This window comes from Microvirga makkahensis, from assembly GCF_009830105.1.
Taxonomy (GTDB): Bacteria; Pseudomonadota; Alphaproteobacteria; order Rhizobiales; family Beijerinckiaceae; genus Microvirga; species Microvirga makkahensis.
Map to the genome: position 1 here is coordinate 1 of NZ_WURB01000001.1, position 26038 is coordinate 26038.

General features: G+C 63.4%; 39 protein-coding genes. 2 read left to right on the forward strand and 37 right to left on the reverse strand.

Annotation, left to right across the window (positions count from 1 at the left end):
• Positions 1 to 265 (reverse strand): carboxyl transferase domain-containing protein (locus tag GR328_RS00005; RefSeq protein WP_281351887.1); only part of this gene is annotated, 265 nt, incomplete at its 3' end.
• A 154-nt stretch (positions 266 to 419) separates the two neighbouring features.
• Here GR328_RS00005 and GR328_RS00010 point away from each other — a divergent pair.
• Positions 420 to 797 (forward strand): hypothetical protein, encoded by a 378-nt coding sequence (locus GR328_RS00010; protein ID WP_160882498.1) that lies wholly within the window; start codon positions 420 to 422, stop codon positions 795 to 797.
• Between the two features lie 55 nt (positions 798 to 852).
• Here the strand turns inward: GR328_RS00010 and GR328_RS00015 are convergent, their stop codons facing one another.
• The 4 genes from GR328_RS00015 to GR328_RS00030 all read right to left on the reverse strand — a co-directional run bounded on the left by GR328_RS00015 (position 853) and on the right by GR328_RS00030 (position 5347).
• Positions 853 to 1635 (reverse strand): ATP12 family chaperone protein, encoded by a 783-nt coding sequence (locus GR328_RS00015; RefSeq protein ID WP_160882499.1) that lies wholly within the window; start codon positions 1633 to 1635, stop codon positions 853 to 855.
• A gap of 64 nt (positions 1636 to 1699) precedes the next feature.
• A complete protein-coding gene (locus GR328_RS00020; protein ID WP_160882500.1) occupies positions 1700 to 2356 on the reverse strand; it encodes an HAD-IA family hydrolase in 657 nt (218 codons plus the stop codon).
• An 829-nt stretch (positions 2357 to 3185) separates the two neighbouring features.
• Complete coding sequence (gene ftsH, locus GR328_RS00025) at positions 3186 to 4925, reverse strand: ATP-dependent zinc metalloprotease FtsH (protein WP_205789633.1); 1740 nt, start codon at positions 4923 to 4925, stop codon at positions 3186 to 3188.
• Positions 4926 to 5071: 146 nt separating this feature from the next.
• Positions 5072 to 5347 (reverse strand): GNAT family N-acetyltransferase, encoded by a 276-nt coding sequence (locus GR328_RS00030; RefSeq protein WP_160882501.1) that lies wholly within the window; start codon positions 5345 to 5347, stop codon positions 5072 to 5074.
• A gap of 132 nt (positions 5348 to 5479) precedes the next feature.
• Between GR328_RS00030 and GR328_RS00035 the strand changes: the two genes are divergently transcribed.
• A complete protein-coding gene (locus tag GR328_RS00035; RefSeq protein ID WP_160882502.1) occupies positions 5480 to 5950 on the forward strand; it encodes an HAD family hydrolase in 471 nt (156 codons plus the stop codon).
• On the opposite strand, the gene GR328_RS00040 is transcribed toward GR328_RS00035, so the two are convergent.
• The 32 genes from GR328_RS00040 to rplC all read right to left on the reverse strand — a co-directional run bounded on the left by GR328_RS00040 (position 5947) and on the right by rplC (position 26034).
• Positions 5947 to 6534, reverse strand: a complete 588-nt coding sequence (locus GR328_RS00040; protein ID WP_160882503.1) for a GNAT family N-acetyltransferase — start codon at positions 6532 to 6534, stop codon at positions 5947 to 5949. The genes GR328_RS00035 and GR328_RS00040 overlap by 4 nt on opposite strands.
• A 121-nt stretch (positions 6535 to 6655) precedes the next feature.
• Positions 6656 to 7117: a hypothetical protein gene (locus tag GR328_RS00045; protein ID WP_160882504.1), complete on the reverse strand. Its 462-nt coding sequence runs from the start codon at positions 7115 to 7117 to the stop codon at positions 6656 to 6658.
• A gap of 115 nt (positions 7118 to 7232) precedes the next feature.
• A complete protein-coding gene (locus GR328_RS00050) occupies positions 7233 to 8498 on the reverse strand; it encodes an RluA family pseudouridine synthase (RefSeq protein WP_160882505.1) in 1266 nt (421 codons plus the stop codon).
• A gap of 44 nt (positions 8499 to 8542) precedes the next feature.
• Positions 8543 to 8929: a fluoride efflux transporter CrcB gene (crcB, locus tag GR328_RS00055; protein ID WP_160882506.1), complete on the reverse strand. Its 387-nt coding sequence runs from the start codon at positions 8927 to 8929 to the stop codon at positions 8543 to 8545.
• A gap of 3 nt (positions 8930 to 8932) precedes the next feature.
• Positions 8933 to 10255, reverse strand: a complete 1323-nt coding sequence (locus tag GR328_RS00060; protein ID WP_160882507.1) for a replication-associated recombination protein A — start codon at positions 10253 to 10255, stop codon at positions 8933 to 8935.
• A 45-nt stretch (positions 10256 to 10300) separates the two neighbouring features.
• Entirely contained in the window at positions 10301 to 11707 is a 1407-nt protein-coding gene (locus tag GR328_RS00065) for a Do family serine endopeptidase (RefSeq protein WP_160882508.1), read from the reverse strand.
• Between the two features lie 150 nt (positions 11708 to 11857).
• The gene (rplQ, locus tag GR328_RS00070) at positions 11858 to 12280 is read right to left on the reverse strand and encodes a 50S ribosomal protein L17 (protein ID WP_160882509.1); all 423 of its coding nucleotides are present in this window, start codon (positions 12278 to 12280) and stop codon (positions 11858 to 11860) included.
• Positions 12281 to 12398: 118 nt separating this feature from the next.
• Positions 12399 to 13421 carry a DNA-directed RNA polymerase subunit alpha gene (locus tag GR328_RS00075; RefSeq protein WP_343039245.1) on the reverse strand — a complete coding sequence of 341 codons (1023 nt, stop codon included), beginning with the start codon at positions 13419 to 13421 and terminating at the stop codon, positions 12399 to 12401.
• A gap of 91 nt (positions 13422 to 13512) precedes the next feature.
• Complete coding sequence (rpsK, locus tag GR328_RS00080; RefSeq protein ID WP_134499512.1) at positions 13513 to 13902, reverse strand: 30S ribosomal protein S11; 390 nt, start codon at positions 13900 to 13902, stop codon at positions 13513 to 13515.
• Between the two features lie 78 nt (positions 13903 to 13980).
• Positions 13981 to 14349, reverse strand: coding sequence for a 30S ribosomal protein S13 (rpsM, locus tag GR328_RS00085; protein WP_160882511.1), 369 nt, complete (start codon positions 14347 to 14349; stop codon positions 13981 to 13983).
• Between the two features lie 194 nt (positions 14350 to 14543).
• Positions 14544 to 15125 carry an adenylate kinase gene (locus tag GR328_RS00090; RefSeq protein ID WP_160882512.1) on the reverse strand — a complete coding sequence of 194 codons (582 nt, stop codon included), beginning with the start codon at positions 15123 to 15125 and terminating at the stop codon, positions 14544 to 14546.
• 55 nt (positions 15126 to 15180) lie between these two features.
• Positions 15181 to 16518: a preprotein translocase subunit SecY gene (gene secY / locus GR328_RS00095; protein WP_160882513.1), complete on the reverse strand. Its 1338-nt coding sequence runs from the start codon at positions 16516 to 16518 to the stop codon at positions 15181 to 15183.
• A 206-nt stretch (positions 16519 to 16724) separates the two neighbouring features.
• Positions 16725 to 17198 carry a 50S ribosomal protein L15 gene (rplO, locus tag GR328_RS00100; RefSeq protein ID WP_160882514.1) on the reverse strand — a complete coding sequence of 158 codons (474 nt, stop codon included), beginning with the start codon at positions 17196 to 17198 and terminating at the stop codon, positions 16725 to 16727.
• A gap of 11 nt (positions 17199 to 17209) precedes the next feature.
• A complete protein-coding gene (gene rpmD, locus GR328_RS00105) occupies positions 17210 to 17410 on the reverse strand; it encodes a 50S ribosomal protein L30 (protein WP_160882515.1) in 201 nt (66 codons plus the stop codon).
• 14 nt (positions 17411 to 17424) lie between these two features.
• Positions 17425 to 17994: a 30S ribosomal protein S5 gene (rpsE, locus tag GR328_RS00110; protein ID WP_160882516.1), complete on the reverse strand. Its 570-nt coding sequence runs from the start codon at positions 17992 to 17994 to the stop codon at positions 17425 to 17427.
• 123 nt (positions 17995 to 18117) lie between these two features.
• On the reverse strand, positions 18118 to 18480 hold the full coding sequence (gene rplR, locus GR328_RS00115; protein ID WP_160882517.1) for a 50S ribosomal protein L18: 363 nt from the start codon (positions 18478 to 18480) through the stop codon (positions 18118 to 18120).
• 12 nt (positions 18481 to 18492) lie between these two features.
• Positions 18493 to 19026, reverse strand: a complete 534-nt coding sequence (gene rplF / locus GR328_RS00120; protein WP_160882518.1) for a 50S ribosomal protein L6 — start codon at positions 19024 to 19026, stop codon at positions 18493 to 18495.
• 38 nt (positions 19027 to 19064) lie between these two features.
• Entirely contained in the window at positions 19065 to 19460 is a 396-nt protein-coding gene (rpsH, locus tag GR328_RS00125; protein ID WP_160882519.1) for a 30S ribosomal protein S8, read from the reverse strand.
• 15 nt (positions 19461 to 19475) lie between these two features.
• Positions 19476 to 19781 carry a 30S ribosomal protein S14 gene (gene rpsN, locus GR328_RS00130; protein WP_160882520.1) on the reverse strand — a complete coding sequence of 102 codons (306 nt, stop codon included), beginning with the start codon at positions 19779 to 19781 and terminating at the stop codon, positions 19476 to 19478.
• Positions 19782 to 19820: 39 nt separating this feature from the next.
• Entirely contained in the window at positions 19821 to 20387 is a 567-nt protein-coding gene (gene rplE / locus GR328_RS00135) for a 50S ribosomal protein L5 (protein ID WP_160882521.1), read from the reverse strand.
• Positions 20380 to 20697: a 50S ribosomal protein L24 gene (rplX, locus tag GR328_RS00140; protein WP_160882522.1), complete on the reverse strand. Its 318-nt coding sequence runs from the start codon at positions 20695 to 20697 to the stop codon at positions 20380 to 20382. The genes rplE and rplX overlap by 8 nt, the downstream gene beginning before the upstream one ends.
• On the reverse strand, positions 20697 to 21065 hold the full coding sequence (gene rplN / locus GR328_RS00145) for a 50S ribosomal protein L14 (RefSeq protein WP_009764309.1): 369 nt from the start codon (positions 21063 to 21065) through the stop codon (positions 20697 to 20699). The genes rplX and rplN overlap by 1 nt, the downstream gene beginning before the upstream one ends.
• A gap of 163 nt (positions 21066 to 21228) precedes the next feature.
• Positions 21229 to 21468 (reverse strand): 30S ribosomal protein S17, encoded by a 240-nt coding sequence (gene rpsQ, locus GR328_RS00150; protein ID WP_160882523.1) that lies wholly within the window; start codon positions 21466 to 21468, stop codon positions 21229 to 21231.
• 12 nt (positions 21469 to 21480) lie between these two features.
• Positions 21481 to 21693 (reverse strand): 50S ribosomal protein L29, encoded by a 213-nt coding sequence (gene rpmC / locus GR328_RS00155; protein WP_160882524.1) that lies wholly within the window; start codon positions 21691 to 21693, stop codon positions 21481 to 21483.
• 12 nt (positions 21694 to 21705) lie between these two features.
• The gene (gene rplP / locus GR328_RS00160) at positions 21706 to 22119 is read right to left on the reverse strand and encodes a 50S ribosomal protein L16 (protein WP_160882525.1); all 414 of its coding nucleotides are present in this window, start codon (positions 22117 to 22119) and stop codon (positions 21706 to 21708) included.
• Positions 22120 to 22143: 24 nt separating this feature from the next.
• The gene (gene rpsC, locus GR328_RS00165; protein WP_160882526.1) at positions 22144 to 22848 is read right to left on the reverse strand and encodes a 30S ribosomal protein S3; all 705 of its coding nucleotides are present in this window, start codon (positions 22846 to 22848) and stop codon (positions 22144 to 22146) included.
• An 11-nt stretch (positions 22849 to 22859) separates the two neighbouring features.
• The gene (gene rplV, locus GR328_RS00170; protein ID WP_047186986.1) at positions 22860 to 23240 is read right to left on the reverse strand and encodes a 50S ribosomal protein L22; all 381 of its coding nucleotides are present in this window, start codon (positions 23238 to 23240) and stop codon (positions 22860 to 22862) included.
• 1 nt (position 23241) lies between these two features.
• Complete coding sequence (rpsS, locus tag GR328_RS00175) at positions 23242 to 23520, reverse strand: 30S ribosomal protein S19 (RefSeq protein ID WP_047186987.1); 279 nt, start codon at positions 23518 to 23520, stop codon at positions 23242 to 23244.
• A gap of 15 nt (positions 23521 to 23535) precedes the next feature.
• Entirely contained in the window at positions 23536 to 24372 is an 837-nt protein-coding gene (rplB, locus tag GR328_RS00180; protein ID WP_160882527.1) for a 50S ribosomal protein L2, read from the reverse strand.
• 20 nt (positions 24373 to 24392) lie between these two features.
• A complete protein-coding gene (locus tag GR328_RS00185; RefSeq protein WP_160882528.1) occupies positions 24393 to 24689 on the reverse strand; it encodes a 50S ribosomal protein L23 in 297 nt (98 codons plus the stop codon).
• Complete coding sequence (gene rplD, locus GR328_RS00190) at positions 24686 to 25306, reverse strand: 50S ribosomal protein L4 (protein ID WP_160882529.1); 621 nt, start codon at positions 25304 to 25306, stop codon at positions 24686 to 24688. Before rplD ends, GR328_RS00185 begins: the two co-directional genes overlap by 4 nt.
• On the reverse strand, positions 25306 to 26034 hold the full coding sequence (gene rplC / locus GR328_RS00195) for a 50S ribosomal protein L3 (protein WP_160882530.1): 729 nt from the start codon (positions 26032 to 26034) through the stop codon (positions 25306 to 25308). Before rplC ends, rplD begins: the two co-directional genes overlap by 1 nt.
• Positions 26035 to 26038: the final 4 nt, after the last annotated feature.

Genomic DNA, 26038 nt, shown 5'->3' on the forward strand with positions numbered 1-26038 from the left:
AGACGAAGACGGTGCGGCCGTTGACCGTGCCCCACCCGGTGACGACGCCGTCGCCCGGGATCTTGACCTTGTCCATGCCGAAATCGGTGGAGCGGTGCTCGACGAACATGTCGAACTCCTCGAACGAGCCTTTATCGAGCAGAAGCTCGATGCGCTCGCGTGCCGTGAGCTTTCCTCGGGCGTGCTGCGCCTCGATGCGCTTTTCGCCGCCGCCGAGACGGGCCTGAGCCCGCCGCTCTTCAAGCCGTTCGAGAATGTCTTTCATGGATGAACCCTGGTGCCGGGGGAATAGTCCGCTCCCGCTTAGCACAGCCGCAGGCCGGCCAAAATCCCACTATCGACGTGTGCTCCCGAGCACTTCCGTTTCTCAGTAAGCCAACCTATTTTCAACTTTATAACATTAACGAGAGGTAGCCCACTTGAGAATCAACTCAAAGGTCACGGCCGCAGCCCTGGCGCTGTCGCTCCCGGCCGCCGGCTGCGCCAGCCGTTCCGAGGACGTCGGTGCATCCTATGTGTCGCCAATGGCTTACAGCAGCTATAGCTGCCGTGAGCTGAGCGCCGAGGCACAGCGCGTCAGCTCCGCCGCAGCCGCCGCTTCCGGGGCGCAGGACTCCGCCCGCACGCGCGATGCAGTGGCAACCACCGCTGCCCTCGTGGTCTTCTGGCCGGCAGTCTTCTTCGTCGGGGGCAACGGCGCTCAAACCGCCGATCTGGCCCGTCTGAAGGGACAGATGCAGGCCGTCGAGGAAGCCTCCATCCGGAAGCGCTGCGGCATCAGCTTCCGCCGCGTCTGAGGCACGCAGAGCTCAAGGGAAAGCCGCCGATGGGCTCGCGCCGGCGGCTTTTTCGTTACGGACTGACCAAACGGTAGATCTCCGACGCGGCCCTGAAATCGGCCTCGCGCCGACGGCGGCGCTCCATGGCTTCGTAGTCCTCGCCCCAGACGCTCTCCTGATAAAGCTCGTCCACATGGGCCGCCGCCCAGGCCGCATCCGCATCGAGCGGCCCCGACGCATGGGCCAGCGCGATCAGCACCGAGCCGGAGAGCGTGGTCATCACGTGCAGCGCGGCGAGCGCAAACGGAGAATTGATCCGCTCGATGGCGGCCCGGATGGCGGCCATCGCCTCCTCCGGCTGCGTCACGTGCATGACTCCTTCCGCCAGCGTGAAGCGGGCGCCATGACATTGCTTGGCCCAGTCGAGAATCGGATTCCAGGCCAAATCCTGTGACTGGACGAGGCGTGCCGGTTCGCTCACCCGGTAAAAGATCAGGTCGGAACCCGCATAGCGCACGAGATCGTCCACCACTTCGGCCTGCCGTTGTGCAACGCCGTCGATGGCCGAGTTGACGATCCGGGTGATGGGCATGGTGGAAGGGTCGATCTCGGCCCCCTGCCTCATCCACTCGCCGGCCAGCGCCTCGGCAAGAGCCAGAGAAGGCACGGCCAGGGCGTTCTTGCCCGGCGTCTTGGCCACACGCCCGTCGAGAGTGAGATGGAAAAGCCCGTCACGCTCCTCGACGCCCGCCGCCTCGTAGAAGCGCTTTGGCAGCGTGGGCTTCATGCCGGCTTGGGCCGCCCGCATCGGGTTCGGCTCGTCCTGTGATGGGAACCAGTCGCGAGAATCTGTCATGGGGAAAAGATAGGCATTGGATCGAGAAGATTCGAGGGCTTCGCCGGTCGCGCGGAGAGGTCCGTCAGGAAAGGAAAGCCTGCAACACGGGCTTGAGCTCGGCATAGCTGTCTACGATGAGCCCTGCCCCCGCTTCATTCAGGGCAGCCACGGGCTGGAACCCCCAGGAAACGCCGACCGGCATCACCCCGGCAGCCCGAGCCATGGCCATATCGTAGCTGGAATCGCCGACCATCATCGTATCGGCGGGGGCGACGCCGAGCTCCTCCATCGCCTGCAGGATCATGGCCGGGTGAGGCTTGGAGGGCGCATCATCCGCCGTCTGGGTGGTGGAAAAGACCCCGTCCCAGCCGTGCTGTGCGATCAGCCGCACCACACCTTTACGGGACTTGCCCGTGGCGAGGCCGAGCAGAGCATTCCCTTCGTCCTTCAGCCGCGTGATGCATTCGCCGGCTCCCGGATAAAGCGGCGCTGCGTTCGCGGGATCGAGATGCAGAACGGTGTAGGCTTCCTTGTAGGCCTGAGCCAGCCCCTCGACCGGCGCCTTCGGCCCCGCGAGCACCGTGAAGGCCTCAACGAGGGACAAGCCCACGATGGAGAGGGATCGCTGCCGGCTCGGCGGCTCCATGTCATAGGCATGAAAAGCCGCGCCGATGGAAGCTGCAATAACATTCTGGCTGTCGACCAGCGTGCCGTCGACATCGAAGAGAATGAGTTTCACCGTGAACCCCGTGCGAGCTCAACCCTGAGGCTCGGAGGCGTGACAGAACTGGGGAGTGTTGATGTTCCAGTTTCCACACTTGTCGCAGGCCGTCGCCAAAAGACCAATGCTAACCACGCAAGCCGCCTGTAGGAGACGCTTCATCGCCCGATGCCCCTTGTTTGGAAGCGGCACCTTATTCCATTCACCCGCCAGCCACCAGCAGGCTGATATCAGTTTCATAGGAAAGCTGGGCCTCCGCTGTCCGGGAAATGGACGGCGCAATCATCTTTCGGGTAGGCGCATCCGGCACAAATGGTGGGCTCGGATTCCTGGTGGATTGCGTTTCGTGAGGTCGGAATACAACCCCGATCCGCTGGAGGACGGCAGCGTGGCCGGGCTCTACGTGCTCGCCTCCGATCTGACCGACATCAAGCAATCGCAGCCGCGCTTGCCAAAAGCGAAGCGCGGCTGCGGCTGCCCATGGATGCCAGCCGCATGGCGTTCTGGGAGACGGGGACCGCGACGGATACGATCACGGCATCACTGGAAATGAACCGCCTCCTTGGTCTTCCGCCGTGATTCGAGCCCACCTCCGAGGATGTCAGGCAGCGCGTCGGCAACGAATGATCCGTTGTGGCGGGAGAGAGCGGACAGCGACTCCGGATCGCCTGGCAGGAGCTGAATGGAACCCGGTGGCTCCGCCGAGGCGGCGCGGCTTCAGCACCCGGCTCGTCGAGCGCAGCTTGGCTCAAGAACCGAGCGGCTCTGCGAGCATCGACTTCGCGCCCACGGGGGTCCCTTGCACGATCGATGCCCCTCTGGTGGAAGTTCTTTGAGTGCCGGGATTTCAGGCCGCCAGTCGCCTTTCGCTCAAGCACACGATTCGGCGGACCTCGTCGCCTTCGATGGTTTCGTGCTCCAGGAGCGCATCGACGAGGGCGTCCAACGCCTTGCGGTTGTCCTCGATGCAGGCTTTCGCGGCTGCATACATCTCCTCGACGATGCGGCGGATTTCCTGCTCAACCTCACGCGGATAGCTTTCGCCCGAGCGTCCCACCTTCACCATACCGATGACCGGGCTCATGCCCCATTCCGTGACCATCCGGGTCGCGATGTTGGTCGCATGGGCGATATCGCTGGCTGCGCCCGTCGTCACCTTGCGGGGGCCGAAGACCACCTCCTCCGCTGCGCGGCCGCCCATGGCGACGATCAGGTCGGCCTCGAGCTTCTCCACGGGGATGCAGTAGCGGTCCTTCTCCGGCAGGCGCATGACGAGGCCGAGCGCTTGGCCGTGCGGAATGATGGTGGCGCTGTGCACCTTGTCGGAGCCGGGCGTGAGGCAGGCGCAGAGGGCGTGACCCGCCTCGTGCACGGCGACGAGCCTGCGCTCCTCGGGGCTGATCACGAGAGAGCGGCGCTCCAGCCCCATGATGATCTTGTTGCGCGCGGCCTCCAGATGATCGCGGCCGATCTCGACCATGCCGTCGCGGGCCGCGAAGATCGCCGCTTCGTTGAGAAGATTGCTCAGATCGGCGCCGGAGAAACCGGGCGTTCCCCGGGCAATGGCGGCAAGATCTACATTCGGGGCGAGCTTCAGGTTACGGGCATGGACTGCAAGAATCGCCTCGCGGCCCGTGATGTCGGGCAGACCGATATGGACCTGCCGGTCGAAGCGGCCGGGACGGAGCAGCGCCGGATCGAGGACATCGACCCGGTTGGTCGCGCCGATCACGATCACACCCGCGGTGGTGTTGAAGCCGTCCATCTCGACCAGGAGCTGGTTGAGCGTCGATTCGAACTCGCGATCGGCCGCCGATCCGCCGCCGCCACGCTTGCGGCCGATGGCGTCGATCTCGTCGATGAAAATCAGGCATGGCGCGCGGCGGCGGGCCTGCTCGAACAGCTTGGACACCCGGCTCTTGGCGATTCCGATCAGGGGGGCCGAGAAGTCGCTGCCCGACACGGCCATGAAGGAGACGCCCGCCTCCCCGGCAAGGGCCTTGGCGATGAGCGTCTTGCCCGTTCCGGGCGGACCGACCATCAGCACGCCCTTCGGGATGCGTGCGCCAACCTTCTCGAAGGCTTGGGCGTTGCTGAGGAATGCGATGACCTCCTGCAGTTCGGCCTTGGCCTCCTCCTGGCCTGCCACGTCGTCGAAACGGTCGGGGACATTGCTGACCGCGCGCGGCCAGCGGGCGTTCGGCTTGAAATCGACCTGGACGGCGACGAGAGCCAGAACCGCCGCTACCATGATGAGAGAGATGACGAAGCTCGCCGCATGGGCGGCATCGATTCCCGACTTCTGGAAAACGACCTGCGCGCCGGCGGCGGTCGCCCGGTCGACAGTCTGAGCGCTCAGATGCGTGCTCGGCACCCGCACGAAAACCTGCTGATCCTCTGTCCAGACGGAGAGGCCGCCTTCCTGCACCTGGATCTTGCGGACCTTGCCGGCCCCCAGTTCGCGTGAGAAGTCCGAATAGGCGATCTCGTCGACGTTCTTGGAGAGCAGGAAGGGGACGGATACGGCGGCAGCGAGCACGGCCAGGGCGAGAACGGCAGCCGTGATGGCAACGCTTTTCCTGCGCAAGAGCCTTCTTGCCTTCTCGATCACACCGGACACGGACGCCCCCTGTCGAACTTCGTTTCTTGTTGATGAGGTTCGACCTGTAATCGTTTTAGGCGCGCTCCGCAGTACGGCGAAAAGGCACACCCTCCATGAGGGCAACCGGAAAATCAGCTCAGGAGGTCATGATATTCCTTATGCCGGCGCAGCCAGGCATAGGCATACCCGCACAGCGGGGTGATCTTTCGCCCCTCGGCGCGGGCGAGCTCCGCAACCCCCTGCATCAGCTCGCCGGCAGCCCCCGTGCCGCGCAGCGGGAGAGCGGCCTCGACATGCCGGATCACGAGGGAGGAGCCTCGGCGCTCATAATTCGCGAAAGCGAGATGCCCGCTGCGTTCGAGCTCGAAACGATGACCGGCTGCGTTGTCGCGAATGGCACTACCCATGCGTCAACTCCTTTGCTCATAGTCACGGGGACAACGTTACGCCGCAAGGCGCGTTCCGGGAACGGCTACGTTTGCCCCACGACAGGAACAAGGCAGCGCCCTCCTTGTTCGATGAACAGGAGGTAGCCATCGATGCCCACCGTCTTTCTCGATTGCGACGGCGTTCTCGCGGATTTCGACACGGGTGCCGCCAAGGTCTTCGGTATGCCGCCAGACGAATTCGAGCGGCGCTTCGGCCTCAAGCGGTTTTGGACGGAACTCGCCGCGACGGACGACTTCTTCAACACCCTCGACCTGCTGCCCGACGCCATGGAATTGTTCGAGGCGGTTCGCCACCTCGACCCGGTGATCCTCACCGGCCTGCCGCGCGGCAACTGGGCCGAACCGCAGAAGCGGCGCTGGGCGGAACGGCATTTTCCAGGCGTGGAGGTGATTACCACGACGGCGGCGCTGAAGCGGGAATATTGCCGGCCCGGCGACGCTCTCGTCGACGACAGAGACAAGTACCGTCATCTTTGGGAGGGTGTCGGCGGCATCTTCATCCACCACAGAAGCGCTGCCGGCTCAATCCGTCGGCTGCGCGAGCACGGATTTGTCCCCTAACCCGCCAAACGCCGCTCCAGTCCGGCTTTGGCGGCAGGCCATTCCTCCGCGATGATGCTGTAAACCGCCGTGTCACGGATATGCCCATCGGGCATGATCATGTGGCGGCGCAAGATGCCGTCGAGCTTGGCGCCCAGCCGCTCGATGGCGGCGCGGGACTGATCGTTCCGCGAGTGCGTCCGGATCTCGACCGCATTGCAGCCCAGCACCTCGAAGGCGTGGCGGAGCATGAGAAACTTGGCGTGCGTGTTCACGAAGGTTCGCTGCCAGGACTTCGCGATCCAGGTCGTTCCGATCTCGACCCTGTGATTGGCCGCGTCGATATTCATGTAGCGTGTGGAACCCACGAGCCGGTCGCCATCCCTGACCATTGTGGCGAATGGCAGCGCCAGCCCCGCCGCCTGATGCTCGAGAGCCATTCGGACGTATTCGGCAAAGCCTTCCGGTCTCGGCACCGTCGTGGTTTTCTTCTCCCACAATGTGCCGTCGCTGGCGGCCTCGCCCAACGCGGGCACGTCATCGAGGCTCAAGGGGCGTAGGATGAGCCGGTCAGTCGAGAGGGTTACGGGCTCGATGCGAAGCATGAATGTGGACCTTCAGGGCTGCAGCTTCGCCATTCATCGTCGACCCTGAAGCCGCAGTCAAACGGTCTCGGCCGGGCAAGCACGGCCATCCCCGGCCGAGAAGACATGGCAGATCCGTCGCTCAGCCCAGCAGATAGACGAGAGCCGGCAGTCCCACCGCCAGGCCTGCGAGAGTCCAGGCTCCGATCGCCTGCTGCCAGGCCACATCGCCTGTCGAGTTGCGCAGGCGCCGGGCGAAGGCACTGGACTCCGCCATGTGTCCGCTGAGGCACGAGCACAGGGCGTAATGCGCCTGCCCGTCCGAGAGCCCGAAATAGCGCATGGCATCGCCGAGTCTGTCGCTTGCGAGCCCATCCGCCCGCAGGATTGGGTCGTTGTAGGCGACGGTCAGGGGAGAGTTGTCCTCCCGGACCAGGGCCCGTTCCGCCGGAGGCTTGTACTCGATTTCGCCGAGGGAGTTCAGACGCCGCGCCGGATCGCGTTCGAGGAGGCTGATCCAACGATCCAGCCGCTCCTGACGCGTGAGAGGCTTCGGCTGAACGTCGGCTACGCTACGGAGATAGTCGAGATCTTTGTGTTCCATCGATCTCCTCCTTGCCAATGTCCCGATTACCTTGCGAGTGATCGGGACAACGGATGATGCGCTTCACCCACGGCAAAAGTGCGACACGGACGATGTCGACAGAAGAAAATCCGGGCTACTCCTCGGGAGCCTCGACGATGGGATCGTACTGGCTCGTGTCGAACCCGAGCAGGTTGAAGCTCTGCTGCATGTGCGGCGGCAGAGGTGCCGTGACGTCGATGGGCTTTCCGGTTCTCGGATGTGCGATCACGATACGCCGCGCCAGGAGGTGGAGCTTGTTCTGGATGCCGCCCGGCAGCTCCCAGTTCTCGATGTCGAAATATTTTGGATCCCCGACGATGGGGTGACCGATATGGGCCGTGTGCGCGCGCAGCTGGTGCGTCCGTCCTGTCACGGGCTTCAGCGAGAGCCATGCGAGCTTCTGCGCCGCGGTGTCGATCACGGCGTAATAGGTGAGCGCGTGGCTTGCGCCTTCGTCGCCGTGACGGGCCACCTTCATACGGGCATCACCCTCCTCGCCCTCCTTGGCGAGATAGGTCGAAACGCGCCCCTGGCGCACGCGCGGCACCCCGGCGACCAGCGCCCAGTAGATCTTGCGCGTGGTGCGCGAGCGGAACGACTTCGCCATGGTGGAGGCGGCAAAGCGCGTCTTGGCAATGACGAGACATCCGGCGGTGTCCTTGTCGAGGCGATGCACGAGGCGGGGCTTCTGCCCCTCCGCATCGCGCATGCATTCGAGCAGGCCATCCACATGGCGCGTGGTCCCCGAGCCGCCCTGCACCGCCAGCCCCATGGGCTTGTTGATGATGAGGACGTCCTTGTCCTCATAGAGCGTGATGGATTTCAGGAACTCGCGATCGCCCTGGTCCTTGGCGGCGCTGCGCGACACGGGTCGCGGCTGGTCGAGCTTGAGCGGCGGGATGCGCACCTTCTGGCCTGCGGCGAGCCGGTCGCTGGGCTGGGCCCGCTTGCCGTCGACGCGCAGCTCCCCTTTTCGGACGATGCGCTGGATATGGGTGAAGGCGAGCTGCGGGAAGCGGGCGACCAGGAAGCGGTCGACACGCATGTCCGCCTCGTCCGGCTCGACCACGAGCGTCTGCACGCCGGTCGCCAGAACGTCCTGTGCGGCGGCCTTGGCCTGGGCGCGCGTAGGCTGCCGGGGAGCGTCCGCCGCAGGCCGCGTCTGAGCCCGCGCGGCAGGTTTTTCGGAGCGGACGGCTGGCGCGGGGCGCGGCGCCTTGCCTGCGGCCTTCGCAGGGCTTTTCGGCGACGGCCGGGCGACTGCGCGTGCGGGCTTGTCCTCACGGGAGCGAAATCCCTGCCGTGAACCTGCGCGGCCGCTTCGGGCGCCGCTATTTTGTCCTGAACTGCTTTTTTTCATGATATCGTGGGTACCAGAGTGCCGCACGGGCGGCAATCGAGCTCTTACGCCGCGATCGCACGCACGAGAGCGAGACCGGCCCCGAGGCTCAGGATGGACAGGATCACGGAAGCCGCCACGTAGCCGAGTGCCAGACCGGCCTCGCCGCGCTCCCAGAGCAACGCCGTATCGAGGGAAAAGGCCGAGAAGGTGGTAAAACCGCCGAGGATTCCCGTGGTGAGGAAAAGCCGCAGGGATTGGCTCCACCCCTCGCCAGCCTTGAAAGCCAGCCATCCGGCGATGACGCCCATGAGGAAGGAGCCGACCACGTTCACCGTCAGCGTGCCCCAGGGAAGGATCGTCCCGCAGAACCGGGCGCAGCCGACATTCACGCCATGGCGGAGAGCACCGCCGATTCCCGCGCCGAGGAAGACGAGAAGATAGGACCGCATCGGCTATTCCTGCCCGGCTTCGCCACGCCGCTCTCGCCGCAGCCGCTCCCACCAGTCGAGACGCTTCTTCACCTCGCGCTCGAAGCCACGATCCACCGGCTCGTAGAAATGCTGGCGCCCCAGTTTCTCCGGCCAGTAATCCTGACCCGAGAAGGCGTCCGGCTCATCGTGATCGTAGCGATAGTTCTCGCCGTAGCCGATCTTCTTCATGAGCTTGGTCGGCGCATTCAGGATGGTCCGCGGCGGCATGAGGGAGCCATGTTCCTTGGCCGCCGCCGTGGCGGCCTTGTAGGCGGTGTAGAGCGCATTCGATTTCGGCGCGGTGGCGAGATAGACAGCCGCCTGCGCAAGCGCGAGTTCGCCCTCGGGAGAGCCCAGGAAGTCGAAAGCGTCCTTCGCCGCGTTCGCGACCGCGAGCGCCTGTGGATCGGCCAGCCCGATGTCCTCCACGGCCATGCGCACGAGACGGCGGGCGATGAAGAGCCTGTCCTCCCCGGCATCGAGCATACGGGCGAGGTAATAGAGGGCCGCATCGGGATCCGAACCCCGGACGGTTTTGTGAAGCGCCGAGATGAGGTTGTAGTGCCCCTCCTGCCCCTTGTCGTAGATCGGCGCGCGGCGTTGAATGATTTCCTGCAGCTGCGCAGCGTCGAAGACTTCGCCGGGCTTCGCCGAACGCCAGACCTCCTCGGCCAGGGTCAGAACGGCGCGCCCGTCGCCGTCCGCCATCCGCACGAGAGACGCCCTCGCCCCCTCGTCGAGCGGCAGGTTCCGGCCCGTCATCTCCTCAGCTCTGGCGAGGATTTTTCCGATCGCTTCCTCGTCGAGCGACTTGAACAGCAGAACGCGAGCGCGCGACAGCAGCGCCGCGTTCAGCTCGAAGGACGGGTTCTCGGTGGTGGCTCCCACGAGGGTGATCGTACCGTCCTCCATCACGGGCAGGAAAGCATCAAGCTGGGCGCGGTTGAAACGATGAATCTCGTCCACGAAGAGAAGCGTCCCCTTGCCGAGCGAACGGCGCTGACGGGCCGCCTCGAAGACCCTCTTGAGATCGGCGACGCCAGAGAAAATCGCCGAGATCTGGTCGAAATGCAGGTCCGTCTCATGGGCGAGAAGCCGCGCAACGGTGGTCTTGCCGGTGCCTGGCGGTCCCCAGAAGATCAGGGAGCCCAGGGATTTCGACGCGATGAGCCGGGTCATGATCCCGTCGGGTCCGACGAGATGATCCTGGCCGACCACTTCGGACAGCTTTCGGGGCCGCATCCGGTCCGCCAGGGGCCTGGGTGCATTCTGGTCGAGACCGGCGGATGAGAACAGGTCGCTCATGACGTGTGGGAGCTTAGGCGCGCATGGACGTCCGGGTCCAGCCGCTCATCGGCCGAGGACCGTCGTGAAGACACGGCCGCCGCGATTGACTGTGATCTCCCAGTACCTTCCGGCGCGCTCGATCAGGCGCTCGGCATCCCTCGTGGAGACCAGTCTTTCCCCGTTGATGGCCACGATCAGGTCACCCTTCTCGAAGCCTACGCTCGCGGCCACGCTGCGCTCGTCGAGATCGGCGATCACCACTCCTTCGTCGGCCACCTGGATCTGAAGCTCATCGGCCACCGCGGGCGAGATGTTGACCAGGGTTGCGCCGGCGAACGGCGTACGCGCACGCCCGCGCACCGGATCGCGCGGCGGGATTTCGGGCGGAGGCATGAGCCGGACCTGGATCGTGCTCTGCTTACCGTTGCGCAACACCGTCAGCGGTGTCTGGCCCTGCGTTCCTTTCAGGGTGAAGCGATAGCCGAAGGAATCCGGATTATCGACCGGCTGGCCATCAACCTGGAGAATCACGTCGCCGCGCTTCAGACCGGCTTCGGCGGCCGGCCCCTTGTCGTAGATGGAAGTAACGAGAACACCCGTGGGACGCTCGAGACCAAGACCCGTCGCAATGTCCCCGTCAACCGGCTGCAGGCGAGCCCCGAGCCAGGGTCGCACCACGTTGCGCGCTCCGCCCTTAGCCGAATTGAGAACCACCCGTACCATGCTGGAGGGGATGGCGAATCCGATGCCGATACTGCCGCCGGAACGGGAATAGATGGCCGTATTGATGCCGACCAGCTGCCCGCTCATGTTGATGAGCGCGCCGCCGGAATTGCCGGGGTTGATGGCCGCATCCGTCTGGATGAAGAACTGGTAGTCGGAAATACCCACCTGCGTGCGGGCCAAGGCGGACACGATGCCTTGGGTGACGGTCTGCCCCACGCCAAAGGGATTGCCGATCGCCAGCACGATGTCCCCCACCTGCAGGGCCTCCGAATCGCCGATCTCGATAGCCTGTAGGTTCGCCGCTCCCTTGAGCTTGAGCACCGCGATGTCAGTGCGGGAGTCGCGCAGGACGATGTCCGCCTCGAACTCGCGCCTGTCGGCGAGCGCCACCTTCACCTCGTTCATATTCTCTATGACGTGGTTGTTGGTGATCACGAGGCCCGACGGATCAACGATGACGCCGGACCCGAGCGAAGACTGGGATCGCCCTCGCGGAAGACCGGGCACGTCTTCGCCGAAGAAGCGGCGGAAAAACTCCTCCATCGACTGGTTTTGCCGACGGTTGGTGCGGCTCGCGTAGACGTTGACCACCGCGCCGTTCGTCTGGCGCACGATGGGTGCGAAGGAGAGCTGAATCTGCGCCTTGCTCTCAGGCACGACCCGCTGCGTCTGGGCTGTGGCGGCCCCGGCCCCGAGCGAAAGGGCGAGCACGATCATCCAGAGGCGGAACGGAAAAAAGCGCATGGCGGCGAATCCCTTCAACTACGGCATCATTCGATAGAACGAAGGGCCCGAAACACCAAGCTCCGGAGCACCCCTGGACCTGCTCCGATCACATACAAAAAGGGCGGCCCGAAGGACCGCCCTCAATGGAACTGGCTTGACGTCCGAGAATTACTCGGCGGCCTCGACGACCTCTTCCTTCTGGGTCGGGCCCGAATCCTGGCCCCGAGCGTCGACATCACGGTCGACGAACTCGATCACGGCCATGGGGGCGTTGTCGCCGTAGCGGAAGCCGGCCTTCAGAACGCGGGTGTAGCCGCCGTTCCGGTCCTTGTAGCGTGCGCCAAGAACGTCGAACAGCTTCTTCACCATGGTTTCGTCGCGCAGCGCGGACATGGCCTGGCGGCGGGCGTGCAGATCACCGCGCTTGCCGAGCGTGACGAGCTTCTCGACGACCGGACGGAGGTCCTTGGCCTTCGGAAGCGTCGTGACGATCTGCTCGTGCTTGATCAGCGCAGCCGCCATGTTGGCGAACATTGCTTTGCGGTGCTCGGTCGTGCGGTTGAAGCGACGACCACGGAATCCGTGACGCATTGGCTCTCTCCTTGATCTTGCGGCCGCCGTGCCAAGGTACGGCCGTCTCTCTTATGATCCGCCGGGGGCGGCGGGACGGATCCGAAGCCGCCCTCGCTGAAGGGCGGCTTCATGATACTCAGTAGTGTTCTTCGAAGCGCTTCGCGAGATCCTCGATGTTTTCCGGCGGCCAGCCCGGCACGTCCATGCCGAGGTGCAGACCCATGCCGGCCAAAACTTCCTTGATCTCATTGAGCGACTTGCGGCCGAAGTTCGGGGTGCGAAGCATTTCCGCCTCCGACTTCTGAATGAGGTCGCCGATATAGACGATATTGTCGTTCTTCAGGCAATTCGCCGAACGGACAGACAGCTCGAGCTCGTCCACCTTCTTGAGCAGAGCCGGGTTGAACGGAAGCTGCGGCGCGGCTGCGGCCGTCTCTTCCTTGCGCGGCTCTTCGAAGTTGACGAAGACCTGGAGCTGGTCCTGGAGGATGCGGGCGGCATAAGCCACGGCATCCTCAGGCGTCACGGCACCGTTGGTCTCCACCGTCATGATGAGCTTGTCGTAGTCGAGAATCTGGCCCTCGCGGGTGTTCTCGATCCGGTACGACACCTTCTTCACCGGGCTGTACAGCGAGTCGACCGGAATGAGGCCGATCGGGGCATCCTCGGCGCGGTTGCGCTCGGCCGGGACATAGCCCTTGCCGGTATCGACCGTGAACTCCATACGGATCTCGGCGCCCTCGTCCAGGGTGCAGAGAACGAGCTCAGGGTTCAGGATCTGCACATCGCCGACCGTGTTGATGTCACCCGCCGTCACGGCCCCGGGGCCGGTCTTGCGAAGCGTCATGCGCTTCGGGCCTTCGCCCTGCATCTTGATAGCGATCGCCTTCACGTTCAGGACGATGTCCGTCACGTCCTCGCGGACGCCCGGGATGGACGAGAACTCGTGCAGCACGCCGTCGATGTGGATCGACGTCACAGCGGCACCCTGGAGCGACGACAGGAGAACGCGACGCAGCGAGTTGCCGAGCGTCGTCCCGAAGCCACGCTCGAGGGGCTCGGCCACGACCGTCGCAATGCGCTTCGGATCGTCACCGGGGGCGACTTCGAGCTTGTTCGGCTTAATCAGCTCTTGCCAGTTCTTTTGGATCACAACCACACCTCTTGAGGTACGGCTTGAAGGGAGGCCTCAGGCCAGCCCTTTAAACCGGATCGCGCGCGGGCATGGCCCACGCGCCGGATGATCTTGATTAGACGCGGCGACGCTTGCGCGGGCGGCAGCCGTTGTGCGGGATCGGCGTCACGTCACGGATCGATGTGACGGTGAAGCCGGCCGACTGAAGGGCACGGAGCGCCGACTCACGACCCGAACCGGGACCGGAGACTTCGACCTCGAGGGTGCGCATGCCATGCTCGGCAGCCTTGCGGGCGGCATCCTCGGCCGCGACCTGCGCAGCGTAGGGGGTCGACTTGCGCGAGCCCTTGAAGCCCATGGCGCCGGCAGAGGACCACGAAATCGTGTTGCCCTGGGCGTCGGTGATGGTGACCATGGTGTTGTTGAACGAGGCGTTCACATGCGCCACGCCAGAGACAATATTCTTACGTTCGCGGCGGCGGACGCGGGTCGCTTCTTTAGCCATTCCAAAGATCCTTCAAACGCGCCCGTCATGCCAGGCGCTCGGGAGAGAGGGCCACCCAGACGGGCGGCCGCAGAAACCTTACTTCTTCTTGCCGGCGATCGGCTTCGCCTTACCCTTGCGGGTACGGGCGTTCGTGTGGGTGCGCTGACCGCGAACCGGCAGGCTGCGGCGGTGACGCAGACCGCGATAGGCGCCGAGATCCATCAGGCGCTTGATGTTCATCGACACTTCGCGACGAAGGTCACCTTCCACGATGTAGTCGCGGTCGATAGTTTCGCGGATGGCCAGAACCTCGGCGTCGGTCAGCTGGTTCACGCGGCGCTCGGCCGGGATGCTGACCTTCTCGATGATCTCCTGAGCCTTCTTGGGCCCAATGCCGTGGATGTACTGAAGCGCGATCACAACGCGCTTGCCGGTCGGGATGTTGACGCCTGCTATACGGGCCATCGTCCGTCTCCATGTGGTGAAGCCTGAGCTTCCGTTGATGTTGTCGCGCGTCCGGTGGAGGCCGGCCCATGCGCGGGCTTATTGCGAACACGGCAAACCAGAGAGGCTTCTCGCGAAACCCTCCGGATATGCAGGTTCTTGTGCAAGAGGCATGCCCCTAACGGCTTTCTTTCCGCTCGTCAAGCCCCAAACTTTCACCGCTCGAGGATTTCCCGAACCGCCCGGGTCACCTCGTCGATGGGCCTCATGCCGTCGACCGTCTTCAGCATGCCCTTGGCCTCATAATAGGCGGACAGAGGGGCCGTTTGGCTGTGGTAGGCGTCGAGACGAGTCTTGAAGACCTCGGGATTGTCGTCCTTTCGGACCTGCTCGCCGCGCGCCTTGGCTTCCTCGGCGCGCTTCACGATGCGGCCGACGAGCTCGTGCTCGTTGACCTTGAACTCGATCACGGCGTCGAGCTTCAGCCCCTTCTCGGCCAGCATGGCGTCGAACGCCTCGGCCTGGGCCACGGTCCTGGGGAATCCGTCGAGGATGAAACCCTTTCTGGCGTCAGCCTCCTCGATGCGGTCGGCGATGATGCCCACGACGATGTCGTCGGACACCAGTTCGCCCCGGTCCATCACGGCCTTGGCCTTGACGCCCACCGGCGTACCGGCAGCCACCGCTGCCCGGAGCATATCGCCGGTCGACAGCTGAGGGATACCCAGACGCTCGACCAGACGCACGGCCTGGGTCCCTTTACCGGCCCCGGGCGGCCCCAGCAGGATGATCCTCATAGATGTTCCCCTCAGCTTGACCGGTCCCAGCCGTACGAAACTGGGACCCGAACCGTTACCGCCGCCGTCCGCCCTTGAGCTTCGCCTTCTTGACGAGCCCCTCGTACTGGTGTGCCAGCAGGTGGCCATGCACCTGGGCAACCGTATCCATAGTAACAGACACGACGATCAGAAGCGAAGTGCCGCCAAAGTAGAATGGCAGCGCCGCATACGACACCAGAACTTCGGGAATCAGGCAGATGATGACGAGATAAGCTGCACCGAGAACGGTGATGCGTGTCAACACCTGATCGATGAACTCCGCCGTCCGTTCACCGGGACGAATCCCCGGGATGAAACCGCCCTGCTTTTTCAGGTTGTCGGCCGTTTCCGTCGGGTTGAACACGATAGCCGTGTAGAAGAACGCGAAGAAGACGATCAGCGCCGCGTAGAGGAACATGTAGGCGGGACGCCCGTGGCCGAGATAGGCCGTCAGCGTGGCGATGAAACCCGTTCCATCCGCATTGCTCTGGAAGCTGGCAATGGTGGCCGGCAGCAGGAGCAGGGAGGATGCGAAGATCGGCGGGATCACTCCCGAGGTATTCAGCTTGAGCGGCAGAAACGAGGTTTGTCCCTCGTACATGCGGTTGCCCACCTGGCGCTTGGGGTAATTGATGAGCAGACGGCGCTGGGCGCGTTCCATGAACACTACGAAGTAGATGATAGCCACAGCCATCACGATCACGCCGAGGATCAGACCCGTAGAGATCGCACCCTGACGGCCGAGCTCAAGGGTTCCCGCGATGGCACTGGGCAGGTTGGCGACGATGCCCGCGAAAATGATCAGGGACGTGCCGTTGCCGATCCCACGGGAGGTGATCTGCTCGCCGAGCCACATGAGGAACATGGTGCCGCCGGTCAGCGTGATCACCGTCGAGACCAGGAAGAACGGCCCCGGTGCCAGCACGATGTTTCCTGAACTCTGCAGCCCTACGGCGATGCCCCAGGACTGAAACACGGCCAGGAACACGGTCAGATAGCGGGTATATTGATTCAGGATCTTGCGGCCGCTCTCGCCCTCCTTCTTGAGCGCCTCAAGGGAGGGCAGCACGGAGGTAAGCAGCTGAATGATAATCGATGCCGAGATGTAAGGCATGATGTTCAGGGCAAAGATGGCCATACGTTCGACCGCACCGCCCGAGAACATATTGAAGAGACCGAGAACACCGCCGCTGGCGTTCTGGAAGCTCTGAGCCAGGGCTTCCGGATTGATTCCAGGCAGCGGGATATAGGTACCAAGGCGGTAGACAATGAGCGCACCGAGGGTGAACCAAATACGCTTCTTCAATTCCTCCGCCTTGGCGATCGAGCCGAAATTGATGTTTGCGGCGAGTTGCTCGGCTGCTGAAGCCATTTTTCGTCCCCGATATACCGAGGCATGCCGAGGGAGAACAGGACAGGACCCCGCTCGGACCATGCAAAACTTGTAAAGGCAGAAGTCTGATCGCGCCTCCGCGAAGCGCAGTCAAACTGAAAATTTCAGTACTCACATCACACAAACGGCGGCCGCGCGATCTGCCGCGGGCCGCCGCTTGCGTCTAGATCAATGTGGGCTCAGGCTCACGCCTGTGCAACGGCGCCCACGAGGGTCACCGAGCCGCCCGCCTTCTCGATCGCCTCGACGGCAGACTTGGAGGCACCGTGAACCTGGAACGACAGCTTGGCCTTGAGCTCGCCGACGCCGAGGATCTTCACGCCGTCGCGCGGCTTGGAAACGACACCCGCGGCGACCAGCGACTCGACCGTCACAGGAGTGGCGGCGTCGAGCTTGCCGGCCTCGATGGCCTGCTGGATCCGGCCGACATTGACCTCGTTCAGGTCGATGGCGTTCGGCTTGTTGAAGCCGCGCTTCGGCAGACGGCGATGCAGAGGCATCTGACCGCCTTCGAAGCCCTTGATCGACACGCCGGTACGGGACTTCTGTCCCTTCACGCCGCGGCCGCCGGTCTTGCCCTTACCCGAGCCGATACCACGGCCGACGCGCATGCGGTTCTTGGTCGAACCTTCGTTGTCACGAATTTCGTTGAGTTTCATGACCGCTCTCCTCACTGCCCGTCGACAACGCGCACGAGGTGCTTGACCTTCTCGATCATGCCGCGAACTGCCGGCGTGTCTTCCAAGGTCGAGGTACGATGAAGCTTGTTGAGCTTGAGACCGATCAGCGTCTGGCGCTGCTTGGCCTCGCGGCGGATCGGCGATCCGATCTGCTCAACGGTGATGGTTGCTGCTGCAGGCTTCTGTGCCATTGTGGAAGCCTCCCTTACGCCTCAGCGCCAGCATCGGCGCTGGCATCGGCATCACGGCGGCGAGCCTGCAGCGTCGAGACCTTGAGGCCCCGGCGAGCAGCCACGGCACGCGGGCTGTCCTCGTTCTTGAGCGCGTCGAACGTGGCGCGAACGAGGTTGTAGGGGTTCGACGAGCCGAGCGACTTGGACACGACGTCCTGCATGCCGACCGCTTCGAAGACAGCGCGCATCGGACCGCCGGCGATGATGCCGGTGCCCTGGGGTGCTGCGCGCAGCACCACCTTGCCGGCGCCATGACGGCCGTTGACGTCGTGATGAAGAGTGCGGCCCTCCCGGAGGGAGACGCGGATCATCGAACGCTTCGCGGCATCGGTAGCCTTGCGGATCGCTTCCGGTACTTCGCGTGCCTTGCCGTGGCCGAAGCCGACGCGGCCCTTCTGATCGCCCACGACGACGAGAGCGGCAAAGCCGAAACGACGGCCGCCCTTCACGACTTTCGCGACACGGTTGATGTGGACCAGGCGATCCACGAATTCGCTGTCGCGCTCTTCGCGATCAGCACGTTCTCTAGGTTCTCTTGCCATGAGACCTCTCACTTGCGCGGGCGGCGGGCCCGCTCGCTAGGGGTTGATGTACGATACCCGCCGTAAAGCACGAAGGGGACGGGAGGTCTGCACTCCCCGCCCCGCTCGCGATTTCTTGACACTTTAGAACTCGAGGCCGCCCTCACGAGCCGCGTCGGCGAGAGCCTTGACGCGTCCGTGATAGAGGTAGCCTGAGCGGTCAAAGACCACCTGCTTCACGCCAGCCTTGGCTGCGCGCTCGGCCACGAGCTTGCCCACTTCCTTCGCCGCATCGACGGTGGCGCCGGTCTTGAGCTTGCCACGGAGATCCTTCTCGATCGTCGACGCCGAAGCGACGGTCACGCCGCGCTCGTCATCGATGACCTGTGCATAGATCTGCTTGGACGAACGGAACACCGACAAACGCGGGCGGCCATTCGCAGCCTTCTTGATCGCACGGCGCACACGAGCCTTGCGGCGATCTTCGGCGCCTTTCTTCTCAGCCATTGTACGTCGTCCTTACTTCTTCTTGCCTTCCTTGCGGAAGATGAACTCGCCGGCATACTTGACGCCCTTGCCCTTATAGGGCTCCGGACCGCGATATTCGCGGATCTCGGCGGCGGTCTGGCCGACCTTCTGCTTGTCGATGCCGGCGACGACGACTTCCGTAGGCTTGGGCGTCGTGATCGTGATGCCGGCCGGGATCTCGTAGTCGATGTCGTGGCTGTAGCCGAGCGACAGCTTCAGCACCTTGCCAGCGACAGCGGCCTTGTAGCCGACGCCATTGATCTCCAGGCGCTTCTCGAAGCCGCTGGACACACCCTGCACCAGGTTCGCAACCTGGGCGCGAGAGAGACCCCACTTGGCGCGAGCCGTCTTGGACTCGTCGCGCGGGGCCACCGTCACGGCGCCGTCCTCCAGGACAACCGAAACTTCTTCGGGAACGAGGAACGATAGTTCGCCCTTCGAGCCCTTCATCTTCACCATCTGGCCGTCGACGGTCGCCGTCACTCCCGACGGAACCGGAACCGGCTTCTTGCCTACTCGTGACATTCTGGAATCTCCGTGGTTCTGTGCTGTTGCTTCAGGTCTTAGAAGACCTTGCAGAGCACTTCGCCGCCCACGTTCTTCTCACGGGCCTCGTGATCGGCCATCACGCCCTGCGGCGTCGAGAGAATGGTGACGCCGAGGCCGTCGGCCACGCGAGGCATGGTGTCGACGGAGGCATAAACGCGGCGGCCCGGCTTGGAGACACGCTCGATGGAGCGGATCACCGGCTGACCGTCATAGTACTTGAGCTCGATCGAGAACTCAGTGCGGCCGTTGCCGAACTCGGTCTGCGAGTAGTCCCGGATATAGCCCTCGTTCTTGAGAACCTCGAGAACACGAGCACGGAGCTTCGAGCCAGGCGTGACGACTGTGCCGCGGCGGCGCATCTGCGCGTTGCGGATACGGGTGAGCATATCGCCCAACGGATCGTTGATCATGTAATGCCCTCCCTCTTACCAGCTGGACTTCACGAGGCCTGGGATCAGGCCTTTGTTGCCGAGCTCGCGCAGAGCGATACGTGACATGCCGAGCTTGCGGTAGTACGCACGCGGACGGCCCGTGACCTCGCAACGGTTGCGGATACGGGTCGGGTTCGCGTTGCGCGGCAACTCGGCGAGCTTGAGGCGCGCCTCGAAGCGCTCCTCCATGCTCTTCGACTCGTCGTTGGCGATCGCCAGGAGGCGCTCGCGGCGGCCGGCGAACTTCTTCACCAGCTGACGACGATGCTTGTTCTTCTCAATAGCGCTTTTCTTAGCCATACTTATATCTCCAGTGTCCGCGTCTGAGGACAGCTATCCTCACTGCCGGAACGGGAAGTTGAAGTGACGCAGCAGAGCACGGGCTTCGTCATCGGTCTTGGCCGTCGTCGTGATGATGACGTCCATACCCCATACCTGCTCAACCTTGTCGTAGTTGATCTCAGGGAACACCAGGTGCTCCTTGATGCCCATTGCGTAGTTGCCGCGGCCGTCGAACGACTTGGGGTTCAGGCCCCGGAAGTCGCGGACGCGGGGAAGCGCAATGGTGACGAGACGATCGAGGAACTCGTACATACGCACCTTGCGGAGCGTGACTTTGGCGCCGATCGGCATCCCCTCGCGGACCTTGAACTGCGAGATCGCCTTGCGGGCCTTGGTGATCACCGGCTTCTGGCCGGCGATGAGCGCGAGATCGGCCGCGGCCACCGAGGCCTTCTTGGAGTCACCGGTCGACTCGCCAACGCCCATGTTCAGCACGATCTTGTCGATCTGCGGAACCTCCATCGGGTTCTTGTAGCCGAACTCTTCAATGAGCTTCGGACGCACCACTTCCTCGTAGTGCTTCTTAAGCCGCGGCGTGTAGCCGTCCACTTGAGCCTTAGCCATCGATCAGGTCTCCCGAACGCTTGGCGAAGCGAACCTTGCGGCCGTCTTCGAGAACTTTGAAACCAACCCGGGTCGGCTTTCCGTCCTTCGGGTCCGCATAGGCCAGGTTCGACAGATGGATCGGGGCCTCTTTCGAGATGATGCCGCTCTCCTGCGTCGCCGTCTGGCGCTGGTGGCGCTTCACCAGGTTGACGCCGCGGACGACCGCGCGCTCTTCCTTCGGCAGCACCTGCACGACTTCACCGGTCTTGCCCTTGTCGCGACCGGTCAGGACGACGACCTTGTCGCCCTTCTTGATCTTCGCGGCCATTAGAGCACCTCCGGCGCAAGCGAAATGATCTTCATGTGATTCTTGGCACGCAGCTCACGCGGAACGGGGCCAAAAATACGGGTGCCGACCGGCTCTTTCTGATTGTTGATCAGAACAGCGGCATTGCGGTCGAAACGAATGACCGAGCCGTCTGCGCGGCGGATGTCTTTGGCGGTGCGCACAACGACCGCCTTCATGACGTCGCCCTTCTTCACGCGGCCGCGCGGGATAGCCTCTTTAACGGATACGACGATGATATCGCCTACGGAAGCGTACTTACGCTTCGAACCGCCGAGAACCTTGATGCACATCACGCGACGGGCGCCGGAGTTATCGGCGACGTCAAGATTTGTCTGCATCTGGATCATGGCTTTGATCCTTTCCTTTGTTTCAGACAGGTTTCCGGGTCAAGGCACGATTACCCCCCGGACTACGCCTGACGGGGATCTAATGTCCCCTGCCCTTCATATGTCGAGAAAGGCGGCCGTATACACGAGCCGCCCTCGTTAGACAACCCCAAAAGAGAGCCTTTTAGGCTTTCGCTTGGTCGACGAGCACCCAGGTCTTGAGTTTGGAGAACGGCCTGGTCTCTTCGATGAAGACCGTGTCGCCCACCTTGGCAGTGTTGTTCTCGTCATGAGCGTGGTAGTTCTTCGTCTTACGCACGGTCTTTTTCAGGACCGGGTGCGTGAAACGACGCTCCACCTTCACGACGATCGTCTTGTCTTGCTTGTCGCTGACAACGACGCCCTGCAAAACGCGCTTCGGCATCTTGATTTCCTCTTAAGCCTTAGCCGCAGCGGCCTTCTGGCGCTGCAGCGTCTTGACGCGGGCGATGTCCCGGCGGACTTCACGAACGCGTCCGGTGTTCTCGAGCTGTCCGGTGGCGCGCTGGAACCGAAGGTTGAACTGCTCCTTCTTGAGGTTGAGCAGCTCGTCCGACAGCTGGTCAGCGGACATGGCCTTGAGGTTCGAGAATCGTTCTTTCGTCTTCATGATCCCCTCTCCTTACTCGGCAATGCGCTGGATGAAGCGCGTCTTGATCGGGAGCTTGGCAGCGCCGAGCCGAAGCGCCTCGCGGGCGATCTCCTCGGACACGCCGTCGATCTCGAACATGATACGGCCCGGCTTCACCTTGGCTGCCCAGTAATCGGGCGCGCCCTTACCTTTACCCATACGCACCTCGGTCGGCTTCGTCGAAACCGGCACGTCCGGGAAGATGCGGATCCACACCCGCCCCGCGCGCTTCATGGCGCGGGTGATGGCGCGGCGAGCCGCCTCGATCTGACGAGCGTTTATACGCTCGGGTTCCATCGCCTTCAGGCCGAACTGGCCGAAGTTGAGGTCCGTACCGCCCTTCGCAGTGCCGGAAATGCGGCCCTTGAACTGCTTACGGAACTTGGTTTTCTTCGGTTGCAACATGGCAAACCTCTCCTGACCTCTCCGTTACGCCGCCTGCTCGCGGCGGCCACCAGAGCGGCCTCCTTCCTCGTTCATCCGCTTGTCCTGGGCCATCGGATCATGCTCAAGGATTTCGCCCTTGAAGATCCAAACCTTGATGCCGCAGGTGCCATAAGTCGTAAACGCCGTGGACACGCCGTAATCGACATCCGCACGCAGGGTGTGCAGCGGAACGCGGCCCTCGCGGTACCATTCGAGGCGGGCGATTTCAGCGCCACCCAGACGGCCGGAGCAGTTGATGCGGATGCCTTCGGCACCCAGACGCATGGCCGACTGAACGGCGCGCTTCATGGCGCGGCGGAAAGCGACGCGGCGCTCGAGCTGCTGAGCGATCGAATCGGCCACCAGGGTGGCATCGACTTCCGGCTTGCGGACCTCGACGATGTTGATCGCCACATCCGCGTCCGTCATCTTCGCGACGAGCTTGCGGAGCTTCTCGATGTCGGCACCCTTCTTGCCGATCACCACGCCCGGACGTCCCGAGTGGATGGTGACGCGGCACTTCTTGTGCGGACGCTCGATCACGATCTTCGACACGGCGGCCTGCTTCAGCTGCTTCATGAGAGCTTCGCGGATCGCCATATCCTCGTGCATCAGCTTGGCGTACTCGCCCTTGCCGGCGAACCAGCGCGAGTCCCAGGTCCGGTTGATGCCGAGCCGAAGACCGATCGGGTTGATTTTCTGACCCATCTGGTTCTCCTTTATGCCTGTTCGGCAACTTCCCGAACCACGATCGTGAGGTTCGAGAACGGCTTTTCGATACGAGCGCCCCGGCCGCGGGCCCGGGCGTGGAAGCGCTTCATCACGAGCGCCTTTCCGACATAGGCCTGGCTGACGACGAGATCGTCCACATCGAGGTTGTGGTTGTTCTCGGCGTTGGCAATGGCGCTCTCGAGGCACTTCTTCACGTCGCGAGCAATGCGCTTGCGGGAGAACTCGAGGTCGGCGAGAGCCGCAGAAACCTTCTTGCCGCGGATAAGGGCCGCAACAAGATTGAGCTTCTGGGGGCTGACGCGCAGCATGCGAGCGACGGCTTGAGCCTCGTTGTCGCTCAATGCGCGAGGAGTCGCGGCCTTACCCATCTTACTTCCTCTTCGCCTTCTTGTCCGCCGCGTGGCCGTGGAAAGTGCGGGTCGGCGAGAACTCGCCGAACTTGTGACCCACCATTTCCTCGCTCACGAGAACGGGAATGTGCTTCTGACCATTGTAGACCCCGAAAGTGAGGCCCACGAACTGCGGGAGGATCGTGGAGCGGCGGCTCCAGATCTTGATGACCTCGTTGCGGCCCGAAGAACGGGCAGCCTCGGCCTTCTTGAGGAGGTAGCCGTCGACGAACGGGCCCTTCCAAAGCGAACGTGCCATGACGTGCCTCTATCCTTACTTCTTCCGAGCGTGGCGGCTCGACACGATGAATTTGTCGGTCCGCTTGTTCGAACGGGTTTTCTTGCCCTTGGTGGGGATGCCCCACGGCGAAACCGGGTGACGGCCGCCGGAGGTACGACCTTCACCACCACCGTGCGGGTGGTCGATCGGGTTCATCGAAACGCCGCGGTTGTGCGGGCGCTTGCCGAGCCAGCGGTTACGACCGGCCTTACCAGCCGAGGTGTTCATGTGGTCAGGGTTCGATACCGCGCCAACACTGGCGAAGCACTGACCATGGACCATGCGCTGCTCGCCTGAATTCAAGCGTACCGTCACGTAGCCCTGGTCGCGCCCCACGATCTGAGCGTAGGTACCGGCAGAGCGCGCCAGAGCACCACCCTTGCCGATCTTCACCTCGATATTGTGGATGATCGTTCCCACCGGCATGTTGCCGATCGGCATCGCATTGCCGGGCTTGATGTCGACCTGTTCGCCAGCCGCCACCTGATCGCCGACAGCCAGACGCTGCGGAGCCAGGATGTAGGACAGCTCACCGTCGGCGTAGCGGATCAGCGCGATGAAGGCGGTGCGGTTCGGATCGTACTCGATCCGCTCCACGGTCGCCACATCTCCCATACGGCCGCGACGCTTGAAATCGACCAGGCGCAGGGTGCGCTTGTGACCACCGCCACGGAAGCGGACAGTCACGCGACCCAGGTTGTTACGGCCGCCGGAGGAGCTCTTGCCCTCCGTCAGCTTCTTGACCGGCTTGCCCTTGTAGAGCTCGCTGCGGTCGACGATCACCAGCTGGCGCAGGCCGGGGGTGATTGGTTTGAAGGTTTTCAAAGCCATCGGATCACTCTCTCAACCGATCAGAGGCCCGTCGTGACGTCGATGGTCTGGCCCTCTTCGAGGGTCACAACCGCCTTCTTCACGTCCGACCGCTGGCCGCGGGTGCCGCGGAACATCTTCACTTTGCCCTTGGTGACGAGCGTGTTGACGCTCTTCACCTTGACATCGAACAGCTTCTCGACCGCTTCCTTGATCTGCGGCTTCGTCGCTTCCGGGCGCACCTTGAACACGACCTTGTTCTGTTCGGACAGGGTCGTTGCCTTCTCGGTGATGACCGGGCTTACGATCACATCGTAATGGCGCGGGTCCAGGCTCATTTGAAGCGCGCCTCCAGCGCATCGACAGCCGCCTTCGTGAGAACGAGCTTCTCGCGACGCAGGATGTCATAGACATTGATGCCCTGCACCGGCAGGACGTCGATATTCGGGATGTTGCGAGCAGCCCGCTGGAAGTTCGCCTCGATCTCAGCGCCCCCGATAATGAGGGCATTGCCGAGGCCGAGCTTGCCGAAGCGCTCGATGAGAGCCTTCGTCTTGGGCTCGGAGAGCGTCACGTCGTCGAGAACGACGAGCGAGGCATCCTTGGCCTTGGACGAAAGCGCATGCTTCAGGGCAAGAGCGCGGACCTTCTTGGGCAGGTCGTGGGCATGGCTTCGGACCTGCGGGCCAAAGGCACGACCGCCGCCCCGGAACTGGGGAGCGCTCGCGGCGCCGTGACGGGCGCTGCCTGTGCCTTTCTGCTTATAGACCTTCTTCGTCGTCCGGTCGATGTCCGAACGATTCTTTACGGCGTGCGTTCCGGCCTGGCGCTTTGCCAGCTGCCAGCGGACGCAACGGGCCAGCAGGTCGGCGCGCGGCTCGAGGCCGAAAATGGCCTCGTTCAGCTCGACGGAGCCGGACGTGTTGCCCTCAAGCGTGGTGACATCAAGCTTCATCACGCATTCTCCTCTTGGGCCTGCTCAGCCTGGGGGGCCGGTGCAGCATCGTTGGCCGAACGGAACGCGCCGGGCATCGGCACTTCTTTCGGCAGCTTCCGCTTCACCGCGTCACGGATGAAGATCCAGCCGCCGGCGACGCCCGGAACGGCGCCCTCGACGAGGATCAGCCCGCGCTCGACGTCGGTCGAGACGACGCGCAGGTTCTGCGTCGTAACGCGCTCGACACCCAGGTGACCCGGCATCTTCTTGTTTTTGAACGTCTTGCCTGGATCCTGGCGGCCACCAGTCGAACCGATCGAGCGGTGGGAGATCGACACGCCGTGCGTGGCGCGCAGACCGCCGAAGTTCCAGCGCTTCATACCGCCGGCGAAGCCCTTACCGGTGGTGATGCCCGTGACGTCCACGAACTGACCGGCAACGAAATGATCGGCGGTGATCTCGGCTCCGACCGGGATGATGGCATCCTCGGAGACGCGGAACTCCGCGAGCTTGCGCTTCGGCTCGACCTGAGCGACTGCGAAATGCCCGCGCTCGGCCTTGGAAACGTTCTTCACCTTGGCTTTGCCGACGCCGACCTGCAGCGCGGTATAGCCGTTCTTTTCCTTGGTCCTGTGGGCGACGACCTGACAGTTGTCGACCTTGAGAACCGTGACCGGGACATGTTCACCGGCATCCGTGAAGATGCGGGTCATCCCGACTTTCTGTGCAATGACGCCTGAGCGCATGTGC